Source organism: Microcoleus sp. B5-D4, assembly GCF_036705145.1.
Classification (GTDB): Bacteria; Cyanobacteriota; Cyanobacteriia; order Cyanobacteriales; family Microcoleaceae; genus Microcoleus.
Map to the genome: position 1 here is coordinate 80469 of NZ_JAUBTV010000017.1, position 18946 is coordinate 99414.

Sequence of the window (18946 nt, forward strand, 5' to 3'; positions counted from 1 at the left end):
ATAACTAGGCAACAGCGTACAAATAGTGTTATTTATAGATAGATTGTATGGCGCGATGGCCTAAATGATTCCTATACAACTTACACTCAAAAATTTTCTCAGCTATCGCGAAGCTGCTTTAGACTTTCGCGGCCTGCACACTGCTTGCATTTGCGGGCCTAACGGTGCTGGCAAATCCTCCCTCTTAGAAGCCATATCCTGGGCACTTTGGGGCTGTTGCCGCAGCGATACAGAAGACGATATCATCCATATCGGCGAAACTGATGTGCGCGTTGATTTCACTTTCTCCACCGGCGGCCAAATCTACCGGGTGATTCGCAACCGCCGACGCGGACAATCGGGAAGTTTGGAATTTCAAGTAGCAACAAACCCCCCCTTCCCCCCCCTTGGTAAGGGGGGGCCACAAGAAGTGAATTCTTCCCTTGGTAAGGGGGGGCCACAAGAAGTGAATTCTTCCCTTGGTAAGGGGGGGCCACAAGAAGTGAATTCTTCTCTTGGTAAGGGGGGGCCACAAGAAGTGAATTCTTCCCTTGGTAAAGCGAACACAGAAGAAGTGAATTCTTCTCCCCCCCTTAGTAAGGGGGGGTCGGGGGGGGTGAATTTTCGCACGCTCACAGACAAAGGTCTGAGAACAACTCAGCAAAAAATCCTCGAACACATTAAACTAGATTACGATACTTTCATCAACTCGGCGTATTTGCGACAGGGGCGAGCTGATGAATTTATGCTCAAAAAGCCGATCGAACGCAAACAAGTTTTAGCCAACCTGCTCAAGCTCGACTCCTACGATACTTTATCCGAACAAGCCAAAGATACCTCCAAACAATTTAAAGCTCAAGTCGAAGTGCTCAAACAGAGTTTGCTAACCGTACAAGAGCAACTGCAACAAAAAGAAGCTCTCGCCTCAGAACAAACTCAATTGCAGCAAGCAACCGATTTGCTTCAGCAGCAGCAGCAAGCCGACACAACCGAGTTGCAGCAACTGCAACTCCTGCACCACAACCGCCAAACTTGGCAAAAACTCCTCGCCGGCCACCAGCAACAGCACTACAATATCACTCAAGAATGCCGCCGCTTGCAGCAAGAACTCAGCGCCGCCAAACAGCAGCAAAATGAGCTGCAAGCCCTCCTAGTCCAAGAAAATGAAATAACAGCAGGAATCGCGTATTTCCACAGCTTGCAAGCAACAGAAGAAACTCTGGCTGGTAAATTCAAGGTTAACCAACAAGCCCAAAGTCAGCGCCAACAATTGCAAGAACAGCAGCGGCAAGAACTGAGCTTTTTGCAAAGCAAAATTCAGCAGTTGCAAGCTCAATTAGAGGTTTTAGAACAAGATGAAAAAGATGTTCTGGAGATTCTCAAACAGCAGCCGGAGGTTGACAAAGGACTCGCACAGTTGCAAGCAGTTCGATCGCGCCTCAACGAACTAGAGCAACTGCAACTGCAAGTTTCGCCACTGTTACAACAGCAGCAGCAAAAGCAACAAAAGCTCGATCGCGCCCGCGCCGGTTTAACCGCCCGCTTAGAGGAAATCAACCGACAGGTGCAAGTTCAGCAGCAGCAGCGACAGCCGCAGTTACAGCAGGAAATCTCGGCCATCGCCAATCAAATTTTGCAGTTGGAAAACAAGCGAGTTTATCAGCAGCGAGTCCGCGAAAAAGGTCAAGAAAGGCACGACTTTCTAGGAAACCTGCAAGCCAAAAGCCGCGACTATCAAACCAGACTCGCCGAGATCGACCAAAAACTGCAACTGCTGCGGAAACATGAAGGAGAAAAAACCGCAGGTGAAGGTAAAGCCTCGAATTTTGCGGAAAACGAGCCATCGAATTCGCCTTTAATGGTGCGGGATACAAATTTTGGCAATTGTCCTTTGTGCGATCGACCTTTAGACGAACACTACTGGAATTTAGTAGTCACAAAACACCACACCCAACAGCAGGAAATCTGGAACCAACTGTGGGTTGTCCGCGAACAGTTAGCCGTCTCCGAGCGCGAAATTCAAGTTCTCAGACATGAATACCGCGAACTAGAAGAGGAATTAGCGCCCTACCAAGAATTGCGGGAACGCCGCAGCCATTTACAAGCACAATTAGATAGCCTGAGTCAAGATGAAAACCGACTGCAAAGTATGCGTCAAGACGCGGCAGAAATAGAGCGGTTGCTACGCACCGGCGAGTATGCAGCGGAGGATTTGGGCGAACTCCAGCAAATCGAACAGCAACTGCAACAGCTCAATTACAGCGATCGCAGCCACTCCCTCGCCCGCAGCGATGAAAAGCGCTTGCGGTGGGCGGAAATTAAGCAAGCTCAAATCAAAGACGCTCAGCAGAAACTTAATAAAATTAATGCCCGTCGCCCGGATTTGCAAACTCAATTAGCCACCGTACAGCAACAGTTAGAACAGCAAAAAAACAGCTCGGAAATACAGCAGCAAATTCTATCTTTAGATAGATACATTGCGGAAATTGGCTATAATTTGGAACAGCACGAACACGTGCGGAGCGAAATGCGCCGATCGCAGTTTTGGATCGCCCGCGCCGAAAAATTGCGATCGGCAACTGTGCAGTACCCGCAAGTGCAGCAGCGGGTTAATGAAATAGCAAATTCCATCGCTGTGCGCGATCGAGATTTGCAAGCTGTCAGCGCTCAAACTTCAGCGATGAACCAGCAATTGCAAGAACATCCCGATCCCACAGCCCGCATAAGTGCGATCGAACAGCAAATCAGTCGCCGCCGCCAGCAGTTAGACCAACATTTGGGAAGTCTCGGACGCCTCCAGCAGCAGCAGCAAAATCTGGAAAATCTGCAAGTTCAGCTAGTAGCTCAAAAAGAGCAAATGCAAGTTGCAAAACGCCAGCAGCGAGTTTATCAAGAGTTGGGTCAAGCCTTTGGTAAAAACGGCATTCAAGCTTTAATGATTGAAAATGTTTTGCCTCAACTCGAAGCTGAAACTAATCAGATATTGTCGAGATTGAGCGCGAATCAATTGCACGTTCAATTTATTACTCAGCGGGCTGCTGCTTCTAAAAAAGCAACTAAATTGATTGACACTTTAGACATTTTAATTGCTGATGCTCGCGGTACTCGCGCCTACGAAACTTATTCGGGAGGTGAAGCTTTTCGGATTAATTTTGCGATTCGGCTGGCGCTGGCGAGACTGCTGTCTCAGCGGGCGGGTACGGCTTTGCAAATGTTGATTATTGATGAGGGATTCGGGACTCAGGATGCTGAAGGGTGCGATCGGCTGATTGCTGCAATTAATGCGATCGCCTCCGACTTCGCCTGCATCCTCACCGTTACCCATATGCCCCACCTGAAAGAAGCTTTTCAAGCCAGGATTGAAGTAAGCAAAACTGCTCAGGGTTCTTGCATCAGCTTGTCTATTTAAAAGGGTTGACGAACCGGATGGAAGGAGGAGAAGAAAAAAAGTTTAACACATCAGTATTTTCACCTTCTATTTTCTTTGGGAATTCGGTATTTTTACCTTCTGTTTTCTGGATAAGTGCCTAATGCCTTCTGTGATACTAATTTCCCAAAAGAAGGCAACTGTAGACCCATCATCTAAACCATGATGGAATCAGTCATTGCCAATCCAAAATCTAACATCTAAAATGGTATTAGTCGTCTCCCTCGCCGACTTTTTTGGGCTGCTGACTTTGTTAAAAAAGCTAAATTAAAAATAAGATTATAGAATAAGAATAGCTTAAGGTGTGTATAGTTTTTTATTCTTCTGTCCGCTCCGCAGGAGCGTGAATATTGCCACCGATGACAACAGACTCTTTCAACCTGACTCTCCTAGAACGGGCGATCGCAGCGTCGAGCAACAGCATTCTCATAGCGGATGCTCGCAAGCCTGACATACCTATAATCTACTGCAATCCTGCTTTTGAGAAACTGACCGGTTACAGTACCCAAGAAGTTATTGGACGCAACTGCCGATTTTTGCAGGGCCCCGATACCGATCAGGCCGAATTAAATAAACTCCGCCGCAGCTTGCAAGCAGGAACGGAAATTCTGGTAGTTCTCAAAAATTATCGCAAAGACAAAACTCCTTTTTGGAACGAATTAATGGTTTCCCCCATCCTAGATAATGAGGGAAAATTAACTCATTTTATCGGAGTTCAGAACGATATTAGCAAAAGAGTAGCAGCCGAAACAGCCAGGGAAGAAAGCGAAGAAAGATTGCGGGCGATCGCCACTGTGACTCCCGTTCCGATGTCAATTACGCGCCTAGAAGATAGCGTAATTTTGTATGCAAATCCCGCCCTCGGAGAAAGTTTAGGTTTGAGTTACGAACAACTTATCGGACGAAAAAAAAATGAACTTTATGCCAATATCAATGACCGCAGTCAATTGATAGAATTAGTCAAACAAAACGGCTTGGCCGACCGCGAAGAAATCTGCCTCAAGAAAGCAAATGGCAGTTTTTTTTGGGTAAAAATGTCGATGCGAGCGATTAATTTTAATGGCGAAGCCGCAATTTTATCGGCATTTTACGATATTACCGATCGCGTAGAAGCAGAAACAGCACTACGGCAAAGCGAAGCGAGGTTTCAAAAACTAGCCGCCAACGTTCCGGGAATGATTTATCAATTTCAGTTAGCAGCAGACGGCACTATGTCATTCCCCTACGTCAGTTCCGGCTGCCGCGAACTCTGGGAATTAGAACCAGATGTACTCCAAAACTCAGCTATTCCCGCGATCGAAATGATTCATCCAGACGATGCGCCCAGCTTCCAGGAGTCTGTTGCTATCTCAGCTAAAACTTTAGAGCCTTGGCGGTGGGAAGGCAGATTTGTTTTTCCGGGCGATCGGATTAAGTGGATTAGCGGGGCTTCCCGACCAGAACCGGGCGAAAAAGATAACATTATTTGGGATGGCGTATTGATTGACATTAGCGATCGCAAACTAGCAGAATCAGCACTGCGGCAAAGCGAAGCCAGATTCCAAAAAATGGCCGCCAACGTGCCGGGAATGATTTATCAATACTTGCGGCATCCCGACGGTTCCGATCAATTCACTTATGTCAGTTCCGGTTGTTGGGAACTCTACGAATTAGAACCCGAAAAAGTTGAACAAAACTCCGATTTAATTTGGGCAACGGTGCATCCAGAAGACCTAAAACCTCTGTTAGAATCAATCGCAATTTCCGGCGGAACTCTCAAACCTTGGAAATATGAAGGGCGGATCGTAACTCGATCGGGAAAAGTGAAATGGATTCGCGGCATTGCCCGCCCCGAAATGCAGCCTGGGGGCGATATACTGTGGGAGGGAGTGACAATCGACATCAGCGATCGCAAGCTAGCAGAAATCGCCCTCAGCGAGTCAAAAATCGCCCTGCAACAAGCCAATCAAGAACTGGAAAAGCGCGTCCGAGAACGCACGGAAGCCTTGGAAACATCTAAAAAAATGCTATGGTTGGTAATCAACAACATCCCTCAGTTAATCGCCTGGAAAGATCGAGATTTAGTTTACTTGGGAGGCAACAAAAACTTTGCCAAAGTCGCAGGTTTCAATCACCCCAGTGAAATCGCCGGTCTCACCGACTTCGATATGCCCTGGAAGCCAGAAGAAACAGAATTTTTTCGAGCCGCCGACCGCCGCATCATGGCAACCAACACCCCAGAATATCACATCATAGAATCCAAAATGCAAGCCGACGGCACGCAGTGCTGTCTGGATACAAATAAAATACCTTTACACGACAATTCCGGCAATGTTGTCGGCATTTTGTCTACTTTTGAAGACATCACCGATAGGCTTTCCCTAGCAGCTCAAGTCCGGGCCAGCGAGGAACTATTTCGCACAATTTTTGAAGATGCACCCATCGCTATCTACTTAGCTAATTTAGATGATAACAAGTTAGTGAGAGTCAATAAAACTTACTGCGAAATGCTGGGATATACTGCAGCAGAATTGCTCGGCAAAACATTTATTGAACTTGGGCATCCCGAAGATTCTCCAAAAAATCTCCAAGTTGCTGATTCTCTGAAGCGGGGAGAAATTACTCACTATCAAATCGAACTCCGCCAGATTGCCGCTACAGGTAAAATTGTTTGGGTAAATGTGACAGCTACTTTGATTCGAGACGGCGAAGGAAAACCTATTTACAACTTAGGGATGATTGAAAATATAACGAACCGCAAAATTTCCGCCGCCGCACTCCAAGCTTCCGAATCTCAATTAAGAAAACAAGCCGCCCAATTGCAAGAAGCTTACGAACAGCTACAAAACGCTCAAATCCAATTAGTTCAATCCGAAAAGATGTCGAGTCTCGGTCAGATGGTGGCTGGGATTGCCCACGAAATCAACAATCCGGCAACTTTTATTAACGGCAATATTTCTCATACTTACAACTATTTTCACGATTTAATTGAACTGTTAACTCTCTACCAGGAATGCTACCCGTCCCCTGGGCCTCAGATTGCTGAAAAAATTAAGGAGTTAGAGTTGGATTTTCTGAAGGAAGATTTGCCAAAAATGCTAAATTCCATGAGAGTAGGAGTAGAAAGAATCAGTAATATTGTGTTGTCGCTGCGGAACTTTTCGCGACTGGATGAATCAGAAATGAAGTTGGTAGACGTTCATGAAGGGATTGACAGTACACTGTTAATTTTGCAGCACAGATTGCATCAGGCAAGTATAAAAAGCGGGATTGAAATTATTAAAGAATACGGAAAAATATCGAAAATACACTGTTGTGCGGGTCAGTTAAACCAGGTATTTCTCAATATTATCAGCAACGCGATCGACGCTCTAGAAAACCAACCGCAACCTCGGACGATCGTGATTCGCACCCTCATGAAAAAAGCTGGGTTGAAAAGCCACAGTAAAAACCAGCTCAGTAATTGCGATCGCATTGTAATTTGCATCGCCGACAGTGGCCCGGGAATGAGCGAAGAGGTTCGCAAGCGGCTATTTGACCCGTTCTTCACCACCAAGCCCGTAGGCTCTGGAACTGGCTTAGGATTATCCATCAGCCATCAAATTGTGGTAGAAAAACATAAGGGAAGCCTGCGGTGCATCTCAGCGCCCGGACAGGGAGCGGAATTCTGGATTGAAATCCCCTGCTGAGCGATCGTCCATTAATCTAAAAGTTTAAATATCTAACTTTTAATTCCAAATTGCCGTCGGTACTTGAGTTATCAGGGTTTGGAATTAACCGCACTCAGAGGCCGGAACAAATCGCACTCAGCGGTGTGCTAATCTGCTGCCCTTATTCGCTAGGCAAATATGCTGAAAAAACTACCTTTATCCTGGTCTCGCTACATTCCAGCCGGGTTGACGCTGGCTTTGGGTGTCGGGCTGTCGGCCCTGGCATTCGCCTTGGTTTGGGACTGGGAAGACAAGCGCCGCGATTACGAAATGCACCGCCGCATTGACGATATTTCGATCGGCATCGAACGCCAGCTCAACTCCGACTTAGATACTGTTCTCGCCCTCAGCGACTACATGAAAGCCTTCAGCGCCGTCGAGCGTTCCTCTTTTGCCCGGTTTGTCGCCCGTCCCCTAGCCGTCCACCCCAGCCTGCAACTCCTGGCTTGGGCCCCCCGCGTCCCCCAGGACGAGCGGCGCAACTACGAAACCAAAGCTAGAACCGAAACAGATCCCAGCTTTGAGATTACAGAGCGCGGCCCGCGAGGAGAACTCCGCAAGGCCCTCCAGCGTTCCGAATACTTCCCGGCTTTCTACGTCGAACCACCCACCGGAAACGAGACAGTATTAGGCTTTGACCTCGCCTCCCACCCAGAAATCCGCGCCGCCCTCGATCGAGGACGCGATACAGGAGAAATGATTGTCACCAACTACATCGGCTTAACTCAGGGCAATTCCCCGGAACTAGGTCTTTTGGCAATAGTTCCGATTTACGAAAACAGCAGTAAACCGACTACCCTGGAATCCCGTCGCCAACTGCTACAAGGATTTGTTCTGGGCGTATTTCGAGGCAAAGATATTTTCCAAACCTCTTTAAAAGGACGCAATACCGACTACCTCAATATTTATCTCGTTAGCGAGGCTCCAGACAAGCAACAAGCACCCTCGCTATTACCCCAAACGGCCAACCCGGTTCTCAAAAATCTCCCTGCTGAGAGGCAAATTCAGCAATTTGCGGTGCAGTTCCAATCCGCGAGCCAACAAGTGCTTCCAGCATCAGCCGCTGCTGACCGATCCCTCATGCAAAACTGCCCGATTCTTGACAATCCAGGCCCGAACTATACAGCTTGCAGAAGGCGGCTGAAAATTAGCGGCCGCCAGTGGTCTATGTACGTGTCTGCAACGCCGGAAATTCGCCGGATTCGCAAGCACTGGCGCTCTTGGGGAACTCTGACGATGGGGATGCTGTGGACTCTGATTCCGGTGACATATATGCTGACATCTTTGAGCCGCACCGCCCAAATCGAAAAGCTAGCCGGAGAAAGAATTCGCCAAGCCGAACAGTTGCAGGCTGCTTACCTACAGTTGGAACTCGAACAAGCTAAATCCGAGCAACTGCTGCTAAACGTTTTGCCCGCAGCGATCGCCCTACGTTTGAAGGACAATGAACACAATATCGCCGAAAGTTTTGCGGAAGTAACTGTGATGTTTGCCGACATTGTGGGGTTTACAGAGCTTTCGTCGAGAATTTCAGCGACGGCGGTAGTGGAAGTGCTCAACGATATTTTTTCGGCTTTTGACCACTTGGCCGATCGCCACGGTTTGGAGAAAATTAAGACTATTGGTGATGCTTACATGGTTGTCGGCGGTTTGCCTACGCCCCGAGACGATCACGCCGAGGCGGTGGCGAACATGGCGATCGATATGCTGCACGAAATTAGGCTGCTGAGTTTAGAACATTCGGAACCTTTCAGCATTCGGATCGGGATTAGCAGTGGGCCTGTCGTTGCCGGCGTTATCGGCTTAAAAAAGTTTATTTACGACCTCTGGGGCGACACAGTAAATATTGCTTCGCGCATGGAATCCCACGGGATTACCGGCTGCATTCAAGTCACCGCCGAAACCTACGAGATATTAAAAGATAAATATACTTTTCAGAAGCGCGGCGCCATTCAAGTTAAGGGCAAGGGATACATGGTTACTTATTTACTGACTGGGAAAAAAGATTATTAATCCAGCCCAAAAACGGATACAAGCCTCCGCCTCCTGTTGTGGATAGAGCAACATTTTAGACTCTTGTTCAAGCTCCCAGATTTATCTATGGAGTCAATCTAAAATCTAAAATCTAAAATCTAAAATCGATTAATCCAGCCCAAAAACGGATACAAGCCTCCGATTCCCCGATCGACTAAGACTTTCGATCGCCAAGCTAAGATATGATAAGCTCAAGGTATTCTATCACCCCTGCACCAAAAAAAGGAAAAACCATGACGACGCTGCTAATTCAAACCGAAAGCGTCCCACTGACGGTCAATTTCCCTGCGATCCAATCGATGACTGTTGAACAGTTCTATGAATTCTGTATAGTTAATCGCGATTTGAGAATTGAGCGTACTGCCAGTGGGGAAGTTATCATTATGTCACCAGCCTTTTCAGATACAGGGAACCGCAACTTCAAGATTGCCCTACAATTGGGGAACTGGGCAGAAGAAGATGGCACAGGTGAAACGTTTGACTCCAGTGCAGGCTTTACCTTGCCAAATGGAGCAACCCGATCCCCCGATGCCTCATGGATTAAACTAGAGCGCTGGAATGCCTTAACTGAAGAACAAAAAGCCTCATTCGCACCGATTTGTCCAGACTTTGTGATTGAATTGCGGTCTGCTAGTGACACTCTCAAGGGATTGCAAAACAAGATGCAAGAATATATTGAGAACGGTGTATCACTCGGCTTTTTGCTCGATCGCAAAAACAGAAAAGTCTACATCTACCGTCCCGATTGCGAACCTGAAATCTTGGATAATCCTGAAACAGTCAGCGCCGATCCAGAGTTACCGGGATTTGTCTTGCGGATGGCAAAAATCTGGTGATTTAGATCGTTATACCATACTCAAAGACATCAATTCATCTGTCATTTCAAAATTAGCCGTCACACTTTGCACGTCGTCCAAATCTTCCAGTGCATCCATTAACTTAAGGAGCGATCGAGCTTTTTCAGGAGTGTCTATTTCCACTGTATTGCTCGGAATCCAGCGATTTTCCGACTGCAAAACTGCCAAGTTTTTGTGTTTCAAATGACACTCCCCGCTCTTTCAGAGACTGGGATTCTTGGTTCATAGATACCTTATTTTTTAGCTCGAATCACTAAATCAATTAACTGTTCTCTTCCCCAGAGTTGTACCCCATTCGCTTGAGCCAGTTTATGAGCATTGGATGTAAACATACTGTTTGTAATAACGATCGCATCTTGCGCCCCGTAATACTTAACCGCACTAACCACTTCTTGCACGGCGGAATTTCCCACTTTTCCTTGATAGCGTTTTGCCTGGACAACGGTTTTCTTGCGGGCTTTAGAGAGAATCAAGTCCGCACCAAAATCCCCCGTTTTGGGTGTCATTTCGACCGCATAACCGAGATTGCGGAAACAGCAGGCTAAAAATTCCTCAAACTCTTCTCCCGTCATGCGATCGACCTGATCGATTAAATACCCAATCTCTGGGACTTCTAACCGCGTAGAACCTGCTAAAATCTGCTTGAATTTTTTCAGCAGAATTGCACTCAATTTAGCAGAAGGAGAATGAGAAGAGCGAGAGGGAGTTTGTGATTCAGTATCGATTAAATCAGCAATCTTTGGCACGTCTAATAGTGTAGCAACTTTTAAGATTTTTTTGAAGTTTTGCAGCATACTTGAACTCAATTTATTAGTAGAAGAATCCGAAGATAAAGAGGGAGTTTGTGATGCAGCTTGGACTTCAGTTTGTGCTTCAGTGGGTTCCGATACCGCATCCTCGATCGAAGTTTGCTGGGGTGGCTTTTGAGCTTGCTTTCTTTTGCTCAAAACAGCCCGTTGAATTGTCAGCAAAATTTTCCCCTCTTGTTGATTAATTTCACCGTCAGCCTCGATGATCTCAGTGCATCGCTTTAAAAGTGGTTCGGCAAAGTCAAGTTCGAGTTGTTCGAGTAAAATATCCAACTTGGGAAGTAATTTAGACTTATTTGTCACAGCTTCAATCTCAGCTAAAGTCCTGGGATTTAAATTCGCCGCTCGTAATTCCGGTAATAACTCATCCCATCGGGTGAATTTTTTGCTCGCATAGACGACATACACCAAAATCCAATCCATCACCGTTTCTTGTGCGATCGCTGTCTCTAAATATTGCTCACTTTCCGCTTGCAATACCTCTTGTAAATCTTCGAGCTTGGTTTCGATTTCCGAGGAATCGAGATCGGCTTCATAAAACCGACAAGCACCGTATCCCAGCGCGTAAATCATTGCCGCACTGGCGCTAGCATTAATTACCGCACCCGCCAACGGAATATTGCTGACAAGCGTAACTCCAGCTTCGATCGCTAAATTGCTACCCAAGGATAAACCGAAAATAGCGACAACTTCTTTTTGGCGATCGCTCGATTGCAAATCCTTTCCATAGGTGGCAGCTATTTGATAAACCAACTCGGCGGATAACACCGTCATTGCCGCTAAATCCATGCCAGCCAATGCCAAAGCTGCGCCCGGAACTAAACTGCTAACCAAGCCACTTCCTGCCGCTAGCAAGGCTTTTTCCACCATTAAGCGATGTGCGATTTCTTGAGGTTTCTCGTGAGGATATTGGCGCTGCAACTCTCGAACTTGCGCCTCGGCAGTCACGACATCAACTTTATTGATCGCATTAACTAACCAGTCGATTTTGAAATTTTCAGTCAGTTTTTTCAGGATAGGACTCTGCGAAATAAAAACTAGAGATGAACCAAAAAAATTGGGAACTTGCATTGCTGCACTTCCCGCACTCGCCGCTGCATTCCCCACCGCACTCGCGGTATTAACAAAAATCGCACTTCCAGCACTAACGGCGGCATTCCCCACCGCACTCGCCGTATCAACAATCGCACTTCCAGCAGTGCCGGCTGCATTCCCCACCGCACTCGCCGTATTAACGATCGCACTTCCGGCATTGCCTACCGCACTGGCGGTATTAACAACAATCGCATCTCCAGCACTGCCTACCGCATTCCCTACCGCACTCGCAGTATTAACGATCGCACTTCCGGCATTCCCTACCGCACTGGCGGTATTAACAACAATCGCATCTCCAGCACTGCCTGCTGCATTCCCTACCGCACTGGCGGTATTAACAATCGCACTTCCGGCATTCCCTACCGCATTCCCTACCGCACTCGCCGTTGCAGAGACGGCTCCGAAAACGGAACCGAACCAATTAGATTTATCCCCTGGTTCAGCCTGCACCTCCGATTTGGATCGATCCTTGGTTTCTGATACTTCGCTTGCTGAGAGAACTTCTGGTGAGTGGGTGCTGTCTTTTTTGCTTTCGTTGTTATCTAGCATGGCTTTACTGTGGGTTGAGATTTTCAATGCAGCTTTTTCAGCAATGCGTTGGATTGACACTCCCCACTCGCCTACAGATGGGGATTCGTTTCCTGGTAATAGTGTAGCGCGATCGTCCCGCTGGCTAGTTTTCGTCTTTTGCAGTGCCAGCAGGACGATCCCGATCCCTCATCTTTCAACCATTAAACCATGACCGAAGACATCAATTCATCGCTCATTTCAAAATTCGCCGTCACACTTTGCACGTCGTCCAAATCTTCCAGTGCATCCATTAACTTAAGGAGCGATCGAGCTTTTTCAGGAGTGTCTATTTCCACGGTATTGCTCGGAATCCAGCGAGTTTCCGACTGCAAAACTGCAAAACTTTTTTGTTTCAAAACATCAGCCAACTGTTCCAAATTAGCCACGCTTGTAAATACCTCTGCACCTTCAGTATCCTCATCAATTAATATCAAATCATAAGATTCCGCAGCCGCCTCTAGGGACGCTTCAAACAATTGTTCCTCATCAATTGGGCCGCGTACCGTACAAACTCCTTTGTGGTCGAACATCCAGCCCACACAACCAGTTTCGCCCAGGTTGCCGCCATTTTTAGTAAAAGCTTCTCGCAAGTCAGCCGCTGTGCGGTTGCGGTTGTCTGTCAGCGCTTCAATTAGAATAGCAACCCCGCCAACGCCGTAACCTTCGTAGCGAATAGCTTCTAAATCCGAACTTCCCCCCGCCAAGCCGGCACCTTTGGCGATCGCCCTTTCTATGTTTTCATTAGGAATATCGGCCGCCTTGGCTTTTTCAATAGCCGTCCGCAGTTGAAAATTGCCAGCGGGATCGGGAACTCCACTGCGGGCCGCGACAATAATTTCGCGAGATATTCTAGCAAAAACCTTGCCTTTAACGGCATCAACTCTAGCTTTTTGGCGTTTAATATTCGCCCACTTACTGTGTCCAGCCATACCGATTTAAGATTTTCGATTTAAAATGTGCGATCGAGATTAAACAATAACACCCAGATTCGGACTAATCAGATTAACGTAGGGTGCTCTTCTGCCGCGCACCTTACACACATAGCATAAAATGCGATTTTTCGCACGAATCTCAACTTTAATTAAACCGGATCACGGTTTCAGAGTCAGTCAGGTGAGAAGTATCGCCATTAAGTGCGATCGACCATTCTCCCTCGCCCCGCACCACTTTCACCAAACAGCACAAAGAAGCGTTAATTTCCGTTTCTGCACAGCCCGCCAGCCCGATCGCAGTTCCTAAAACCGACGCACCGTGACCTACTAATAACATATCTTCGGGAAACTCAGCCGCGAGGCGTTTAGCAGTTTCCCCCGCCCTTTTGAGACAAGCTTCCCCTGTTTCGGGATAATTAGCAATACCGCCTTTGTAGGAAGCATCAATCCTGGGAAAACGCCTGCACAAAGCTTCGACGGACTCAGTTTCCGGCATTTCTGTCATCCATTCAGGATTCAGCCATTCACACAGTCCCCACTCTAGTTTAATTGATAAATCGAGAGCTTCTGCCGCGTGATTTGCTGTTTGGACAGTTCGCAGAAAAGGGGAAGCAAAAATATGAGAAATTCCTTCACCTTTGAGGCGATTGGCTAGTTGTTTGGCTTGAACGTGACCGTCTTCGGAAAGGTGAGGATCGTAGCGGCGTTCGGCGGTAAGAAACCAATCGGGGTTAACGAAGTCGATGCGGTTTCCGTGTCGTGCGATCCAGACTGTTTGTGGCATGAGTTGGTTTTAGTTTGGCTTCTAGGTGTAATATTATATCAAAGATGCTGATTTGGGATCTTTCTGAAATTCGAGTGGGATGAAAACAAGTTAATCCGTAGGGTGCGGATCTGCGACATCTTAGATATAACTTGCATATTTTTGAGGGCGACGCACCTTACTGACGAGAAGATTATGTGTACCACATCTACATGGAATATGCTGTATATCAAATATCTTGAAGTTTATGAATAAGAATAAAACAGGGATGAACGATGAACTGCGATCGGAATATGATTTGAGGAAGTTACGTGTAAGAAGGGTAGGCTCTGGACGAAAGACCTTTGGGGGAGCATCTCAATGAAAGCAGCAAAGCTCGAAATTGGAATTAGGAGTCAGGAGTCAGGAGCCAGGAGAAAAGAGTCAGAAGGAAGAAGAAAGAAGTGTTGTTGCAAATATGAGATACTCCCGACCTTTGGTGGTCTAAATATTCGTTTAGAACCGGATGTTGCAGAGATGTTTCCAGATTCTGAAGCAGTGAATGAAGTTCTGCGGTTTTTGATGAGAATTACTAAATAAAACGTAGTGTCTGAGAAATAAGCTCGTCCCTCTATCCGTGCGGCTTTTTTTTCAAGCATCCACTCTAACATGGATTTTAAAATTATCAAAAATATGCGGAAACTGTGCGTTATAGTTCCACAACTATTTGACACTGCGCTAAAATTACATCAGTCACTCTGTATTGTCGAATGGCTCAATCTATAAAGCAACTTCACGCCCAAATTCAAGCCATGAAAGCACGATTCGGTTAAGGCGATCGTGCTTTCATGGCTGAATCAATCCAACGGTAATCTCAGCGACTTTGAACAATCGCAGAAATTGCCGAGGAAACGGAGGGATATCAGTGGGGCGAAATTGACACAGCAAATGAGTTTCAACCCCTCAGCGAAGAAGAAACGATCGCCTTGAGTCTCGCAGCCTTGCAAGATTACCAAACAAACAAGACGGGCCGAAGAGCACGATCGGTTTCAGGAATGGGCCGATAGTTTAGGAAGCGATCGTTTTGGCTACCTATGCCAAAATAAAGTTAGAAAATAAAGTTAACCATTCATCATAACTTTTATGACTCTTACACTCACCTTACCCCCCCAAATCGAAGCACTGCTGCGCCAACGGGCGGAAAGTACAGGACAAGATATAACCAGCGTTACCCTAGCTGTTATCGCGTTCGGACTTAGCTTTGATGAAAGCGATTTCTTCGAGGCATTAGAAGGGATTCAACGCGGACTTGATGACTTCGATCGGGGTCAGTTTTCTACTCTGGAAGAGTTTGTCGATAGACAAAACCAGAAATACGGACTTTCTTTGGAAGCATAATGTATCGCATTGACTTTTCCAGTACAGCTCAATCTGAAGCTGATGCAGCGTTTCTGAACTTTTCCCAATTCACGACTCCCGAACGCGCTCAAGCATGGTATCAGGGCCTGATTAAAGCGATTTCCTCACTGAAAGAAATGCCGCGTCGTTGTGTTTTAGCCCGTGAAAACGCGTTTTTCAGCCAAGAGATTCGCCAGCTTCTGTATGGAAGTGGTAAAACCACGTATCGCATACTCTTCACTATTTTTGACGATCAACCCATACCAACGGTGAGGATTATCCACATTCGCCATGCAGTCCAGCGTGCGATTGGCGAACCCCAAGATGAGGCATGACCTTATGCTTAGCTTATCTAATTTTTTTGAAATAAGCGATCGCAAATTGCCATGCCCTCCGCAGCCGCGAATTACATTCACCCCCTAACTCGCAGCATCTTATTCCCGCCTTTTTGAAACTCATAAGGAGCCTCTTGAATTTCTACACTAAAACTTCTCTTTTTTAATTCGGTGATAATCGGATTTAAGTGATCTGATTCTTCCCCGCTAAAACTCTGCAATAGAGGGAATACCCGGACTTCCTTCGCAACCCGACACATTTCTGTAATTGCTGACCGATGAAATTCTTCCGAAAGCAGGTGAGAATAAGCAAATAAGAAATGGCTGCACAAAGCTAAATCGAATTGACCGTTCTCGAAAGGCAAAACTGGCAACTCAGCATTAATGTAGCGGCCTTGTTGCAAGCCTGATGGAAAATCTTCTAAAAATTCCTGCATCGCCTTCATTCGCACTTCGCCTAGCTGGTAGGGCGATTCAAAATTATTCCACAGGTAGCCGTCTACATTGGCTTTAACACCGTCAATCACAGTTTGATATGTTTCTTGGATGCGATCGCCAATTTCCACCGCAGTAAACTGATAAACTGGATCGCAAGAAATTACCTTGTTACCTTGGCGAGTCATTTCCGCATTGAAACTCGCCGGGCCGCCCGCACAATCAAGAATTGCTAGCTTGAGGTCACTTGAGGTCAAGCTAAACATTCCTATGTATTCATCCAAGCAGCGCCCCCAGGGAATTACTTTATCCAATTTTAGTGACACTTGTCTTTGTCCTGCAGATAGAATTATCTAATATTTTACCTCAAATTAGGGCGGTTTTTTCCTATCTCCTTTCTTCGGCGGGTTGATTTGTATGCGGACTTATGTATGAATAATTTTGCTCAAACGAGATATTAATCCTGACAACAGTTGGCGGGCTTTACACTTTCTTTACAAACAAGGCACAAAATAGTTAAGTACGATCGCACAATTTTTATGCTTGCACCTGTGGATTTTGCAGCAAAGCGAGGCTACACTGGACAGCAGGGAAAATAAACTAAAATCAACTAGCTAAATGGCTCTTGTTCATTGACAGGCTGCAACCAGGGAAGAAAGATGAAACATACCATTCAAACCGCTACAAGTCTGAGTTTGTCAGCACTCCTGGTGCTATTGAGTTCGCTGCCCAGTAGAGCTCAGTTGCCGGCCGTCAGAACTCCAGCAGGAACTCCTAACCCAAACAGGCCGAGAGTACCGCCGCCGCCACCTGCGGGATCGAGTTTGCCGGCGAGCGGCAATTCGGGTTCGCTGACACAAGAAGCAGCTTATACTTTAGGGTCGGGCGATCGCATTGCTTTAGAGATATTCGGCGTCCCTGAATTCAGCAGAGAATATCAAGTGTTAGTTGACGGGACGCTCAATTTGCCAATCATTCGCAGCGTCTCAATTCAAGGGTTGACGCTGCAACAAGCTGCTAACGTAATTACCCAGCGATACGAACCCTTCATCAATGTTCCCGTTGTTACCGTGACTCTGATGGTCGCTCGCCCCCTAAATATAGGTCTTGCAGGTGAAGTTACTCGCCCGGGTTCCTACAAGATTAATCCCACTAGAGATGGAGGAGGAGTAAAATTCCCGACTTTGATGGAAATGCTGCAACTTGCACAAGGGGTGACATCAGCAGGAGATATGCGAAATGTCCAAATTCGCCGTCCCCGCAGAGGCGGGCCAGAGCAAGTTACTAATGTTGATTTGCAGGATTTTTTAGACACGGGAAATTTGCGTCAAGATGTCACGATTCGAGATGGAGATACAATTTTTGTACCGACAGCAAGGGCCCTTAATACTCAAGAAGTTCGTCAAAGAGCCAGTGCTAATTTTTCCGCTGATATTACTAAACCAATTGGTGTGGTAATTGTCGGGGAAGTAAACCGGCCGGGGCCTTATACTGTATTTGCTTCGGATGTGCGATCGAGCAACCAACAAACAGAGTTGAGTTTTGTATCTATCGACCAACAGCAAGGAGCAGTTGTGGGCTTACCAACGATAACTAGAGCATTGAAAATTGCTGGTGGTATCACTACAGAAGCTGACATTCGCCGCGTGCAAATCCGCCGCCGAGTCAGAGGTGGCAATGAACAAACTATCATGGTAAATCTGTGGGATTTGCTGCAAAAAGGCGACGCCACTCAAGATATTTTGCTGCAAGAAGGAGATAGCGTAATTATCCCGACGGCAGCTACTGTAGACTTAGCTGAAGTTTCTCAAGTGGCAAATAGCAGTTTTTCTCCGAACGCCATTAGCATCAATATTGTAGGAGAAGTAATTAGGCCTGGGGCTTTGGAGGTGCGGCCTAGTACATCCCTGCACCAAGCTTTGCTGACCGCAGGCAGTTTCAATCAATTGCGGGCTAAAAAAGACAAGGTAGAACTATTGCGATTGAACCCCAACGGTACTGTTTCTCGCCGCACGATCGAGGTGGATTTTGCTCAAGGCTTGAATCCTAATAATAACCCAACTCTCCGCAACAATGATGTGATTCTGGTAGCGCGATCGGGCTATGCTAGGGTAGGAGACAATATCAACAGTTTCTTGCAGCCAATAACAGGAGTAGCAACTGGGGTTAACACTGTTGGTGGCATTTTTACGGGGTTTCAAGCAACTATCAACGCTTTTGAAAACTTATTTTTGGGAGGGGATTTCCAGCGGCGAAATCAGCTCAGACAGCTTCGCGAACAACGTCAAGACAGACAAGAGCAACGTCAAGACAGACTGCTAGACAGAGAGCTACAACGTGAAGACAGACAGCGGCAAGCTGAAGACAGATTGCTGCAACTTGAAGACAGACGCTTGCAACTCGAAGACAGACAGCGGCAAATAGATATTGAGAATCAGCAGCTTCTGATTCAGCAGCAGCAACTTCAGCAGCAAAATCAGCAGCAGCAAATGCAGCCACAGCAAATTCAGCCAACTACTCCTTGATAAGACTCGGGCGTTGAAAGTTAGCCACCCTCTTTATGAATCGGCGGTTGAAACCGCTGCAAAGAGTCAAACTTTCGTCCGAGCAAAGGGGGACTAAGAAATAAAGGGGGTATTAAAAC

At 46.7% G+C, this 18946-nt stretch carries 12 protein-coding genes and 1 pseudogene; 8 read left to right on the top strand and 5 right to left on the bottom strand.

Going from position 1 to position 18946, the window contains the following annotated elements:
- Positions 1-64: 64 nt before the first annotated feature.
- From QUB10_RS11100 to QUB10_RS11115, 4 genes are all read left to right on the top strand, one after another.
- The gene (locus tag QUB10_RS11100; RefSeq protein ID WP_333202030.1) at positions 65-3388 is read left to right on the top strand and encodes an AAA family ATPase; all 3324 of its coding nucleotides are present in this window, start codon (positions 65-67) and stop codon (positions 3386-3388) included.
- A gap of 377 nt (positions 3389-3765) precedes the next feature.
- Positions 3766-7074: a PAS domain S-box protein gene (locus tag QUB10_RS11105; RefSeq protein WP_333202032.1), complete on the top strand. Its 3309-nt coding sequence runs from the start codon at positions 3766-3768 to the stop codon at positions 7072-7074.
- Positions 7075-7233: 159 nt separating this feature from the next.
- Entirely contained in the window at positions 7234-9108 is a 1875-nt protein-coding gene (locus tag QUB10_RS11110) for an adenylate/guanylate cyclase domain-containing protein (RefSeq protein WP_333202034.1), read from the top strand.
- Positions 9109-9362: 254 nt separating this feature from the next.
- On the top strand, positions 9363-9965 hold the full coding sequence (locus tag QUB10_RS11115; protein ID WP_333202036.1) for a Uma2 family endonuclease: 603 nt from the start codon (positions 9363-9365) through the stop codon (positions 9963-9965).
- 9 nt (positions 9966-9974) lie between these two features.
- Here QUB10_RS11115 and QUB10_RS11120 read toward each other — a convergent pair.
- The 4 genes and pseudogenes from QUB10_RS11120 to QUB10_RS11135 form a co-directional block, all read right to left on the bottom strand.
- Positions 9975-10169 (bottom strand): annotated as a pseudogene (locus QUB10_RS11120) (YebC/PmpR family DNA-binding transcriptional regulator); the annotation flags it as partial.
- 50 nt (positions 10170-10219) lie between these two features.
- Positions 10220-12499, bottom strand: a complete 2280-nt coding sequence (locus QUB10_RS11125) for a restriction endonuclease (RefSeq protein WP_333202038.1) — start codon at positions 12497-12499, stop codon at positions 10220-10222.
- 122 nt (positions 12500-12621) lie between these two features.
- Positions 12622-13389, bottom strand: coding sequence for a YebC/PmpR family DNA-binding transcriptional regulator (locus QUB10_RS11130; protein WP_333202040.1), 768 nt, complete (start codon positions 13387-13389; stop codon positions 12622-12624).
- Between the two features lie 148 nt (positions 13390-13537).
- Complete coding sequence (locus QUB10_RS11135; protein ID WP_333202042.1) at positions 13538-14176, bottom strand: histidine phosphatase family protein; 639 nt, start codon at positions 14174-14176, stop codon at positions 13538-13540.
- A gap of 339 nt (positions 14177-14515) precedes the next feature.
- Here QUB10_RS11135 and QUB10_RS11140 point away from each other — a divergent pair, with 339 nt between their 5' ends.
- The 3 genes from QUB10_RS11140 to QUB10_RS11150 all read left to right on the top strand — a co-directional run bounded on the left by QUB10_RS11140 (position 14516) and on the right by QUB10_RS11150 (position 15867).
- Complete coding sequence (locus QUB10_RS11140; RefSeq protein WP_333202044.1) at positions 14516-14734, top strand: hypothetical protein; 219 nt, start codon at positions 14516-14518, stop codon at positions 14732-14734.
- 543 nt (positions 14735-15277) lie between these two features.
- Positions 15278-15532 carry a hypothetical protein gene (locus QUB10_RS11145; protein ID WP_242716968.1) on the top strand — a complete coding sequence of 85 codons (255 nt, stop codon included), beginning with the start codon at positions 15278-15280 and terminating at the stop codon, positions 15530-15532.
- Entirely contained in the window at positions 15532-15867 is a 336-nt protein-coding gene (locus tag QUB10_RS11150) for a type II toxin-antitoxin system RelE/ParE family toxin (RefSeq protein ID WP_333153864.1), read from the top strand. Before QUB10_RS11145 ends, QUB10_RS11150 begins: the two co-directional genes overlap by 1 nt.
- Positions 15868-15944: 77 nt before the next feature.
- On the opposite strand, the gene QUB10_RS11155 is transcribed toward QUB10_RS11150, so the two are convergent.
- Positions 15945-16628 carry a class I SAM-dependent methyltransferase gene (locus QUB10_RS11155; protein ID WP_333202046.1) on the bottom strand — a complete coding sequence of 228 codons (684 nt, stop codon included), beginning with the start codon at positions 16626-16628 and terminating at the stop codon, positions 15945-15947.
- A gap of 333 nt (positions 16629-16961) precedes the next feature.
- Between QUB10_RS11155 and QUB10_RS11160 the strand changes: the two genes are divergently transcribed.
- On the top strand, positions 16962-18827 hold the full coding sequence (locus tag QUB10_RS11160) for a polysaccharide biosynthesis/export family protein (RefSeq protein ID WP_333202048.1): 1866 nt from the start codon (positions 16962-16964) through the stop codon (positions 18825-18827).
- The last annotated feature ends 119 nt before the right edge of the window (positions 18828-18946 follow it).

What these genes read in the sequence shown, in the direction of transcription:
- QUB10_RS11100 (WP_333202030.1), top strand. Translation starts at nt 65, where the DNA reads ATGATTCCTATACAACTTACACTCAAAAATTTTCTCAGCTATCGCGAA.
- QUB10_RS11105 (WP_333202032.1), top strand. Translation starts at nt 3,766, where the DNA reads ATGACAACAGACTCTTTCAACCTGACTCTCCTAGAACGGGCGATCGCA.
- QUB10_RS11110 (WP_333202034.1), top strand. Translation starts at nt 7,234, where the DNA reads ATGCTGAAAAAACTACCTTTATCCTGGTCTCGCTACATTCCAGCCGGG.
- QUB10_RS11115 (WP_333202036.1), top strand. Translation starts at nt 9,363, where the DNA reads ATGACGACGCTGCTAATTCAAACCGAAAGCGTCCCACTGACGGTCAAT.
- QUB10_RS11130 (WP_333202040.1), bottom strand. Translation starts at nt 13,389, where the DNA reads ATGGCTGGACACAGTAAGTGGGCGAATATTAAACGCCAAAAAGCTAGA.
- QUB10_RS11135 (WP_333202042.1), bottom strand. Translation starts at nt 14,176, where the DNA reads ATGCCACAAACAGTCTGGATCGCACGACACGGAAACCGCATCGACTTC.
- QUB10_RS11140 (WP_333202044.1), top strand. Translation starts at nt 14,516, where the DNA reads ATGAAAGCAGCAAAGCTCGAAATTGGAATTAGGAGTCAGGAGTCAGGA.
- QUB10_RS11145 (WP_242716968.1), top strand. Translation starts at nt 15,278, where the DNA reads ATGACTCTTACACTCACCTTACCCCCCCAAATCGAAGCACTGCTGCGC.
- QUB10_RS11150 (WP_333153864.1), top strand. Translation starts at nt 15,532, where the DNA reads ATGTATCGCATTGACTTTTCCAGTACAGCTCAATCTGAAGCTGATGCA.
- QUB10_RS11160 (WP_333202048.1), top strand. Translation starts at nt 16,962, where the DNA reads ATGAAACATACCATTCAAACCGCTACAAGTCTGAGTTTGTCAGCACTC.